Source organism: Mycobacterium sp. 1245805.9, from assembly GCF_001672915.1.
In the GTDB taxonomy this organism is placed as follows: Bacteria; Actinomycetota; Actinomycetes; order Mycobacteriales; family Mycobacteriaceae; genus Mycobacterium.
Genome location: NZ_LZKR01000157.1, coordinates 1 through 1094, shown reverse-complemented (window position 1 = coordinate 1094; position 1094 = coordinate 1). Strand labels below are relative to the sequence as shown.

The window sequence follows — 1094 nt, the reverse complement described above, 5'->3', positions numbered from 1 at the left end:
GCTAGCTGTACCCGGTCATGAGGTTGGTTGCAGTCGGCTGACGGGTGGGTGCCCGCCGAGTGCGCTGTGACGTCGTTGAGTGTTGTAGTACTGCAGCCAGGGCGCAAGGGCGGCGGCGCGATGGCTGTTGGAGGTAAAGACACTTCGGTAGGCCCATTCAGTCTGCAGGGTGCGGTTGAGGCGCTCTACCTTGCCGTTTTGCCAGGGGCAGTGCGGCTTGATGAAGACTTGGCTGGCTCCCAGCTCCGCGCACACCTCACGCAAGGAGTATCGGTAGGCCCAGGCGTTGTCGGTCATGACGCGCTCGATGGTGGCGATGCCGTGGCGGCGGAAGTACTCGGCGGCGCGACGGAGAAATGCCGCGCAGGTCAGGCCTTTCTCGTCGGGCAAGATTTCGCTGTAAGCCAGCCGGGAGTAGTCGTCGACTAGCGAATGTACGTAGTCAAATCCCCTGCCGTGCTTGCGGTCTCGATTATCACCCGCGCCGCGGCCGAGGGCGCGCCATCCGCCGCCGTCGGGGATGCGCCCCAGCTTTTTGACGTCCATGTGCACCAGCTCGCCGGGCCGGGCTCGTTCGTAACGGACCGCGGTGGCCTTCGAGGCCCGGATCACCGCCCCCGTCATCGGATCACAGTCACGCAGGTAGGGAACCCCTCGCCGACGCAGCACACGCGAGACCGTGCGAGCACAGACTCCCAATTTCGCGCCGATCTCATCAGGCCCGCAGCGGTGTCGCCGACGCCACGCCACGATTTGGTCCTCTAGCGCCCGCGGAGTGCAGGTGGGCACCGTGTGCGGTCGCGACGATCGGTCCAGCAGGCCGGCTTCGCCCTCAGCATCGAACCGGCTGGTCCAGGTGTGCACGCACTTACGCGACACGCCCATCGCGGTGGCGATATCGGCCTTGGCCCATCCAGCTCGATGCCGCTGCACCATCAACAGGCGGCCATGAAACGTGGTGCGGGCATTACGGTGGGACACGAGAACCTCCGGACGGTAGTGGACCTAGACAAGCCACACCCCACCCGGGGGTTCTCCTCACATCAAGCCGACACGCCCGCTACCAACGTCATGTCCCGGTACAGCTAGCCGGG

The 1094-nt window shown here is 65.4% G+C and carries 1 protein-coding gene; it reads right to left on the bottom strand.

Going from position 1 to position 1094, the window contains the following annotated elements:
* Positions 1-15 precede the first annotated feature (15 nt).
* Entirely contained in the window at positions 16-981 is a 966-nt protein-coding gene (locus A9X00_RS21405) for an IS481 family transposase (protein ID WP_067158123.1), read from the bottom strand.
* Positions 982-1094: the final 113 nt, after the last annotated feature.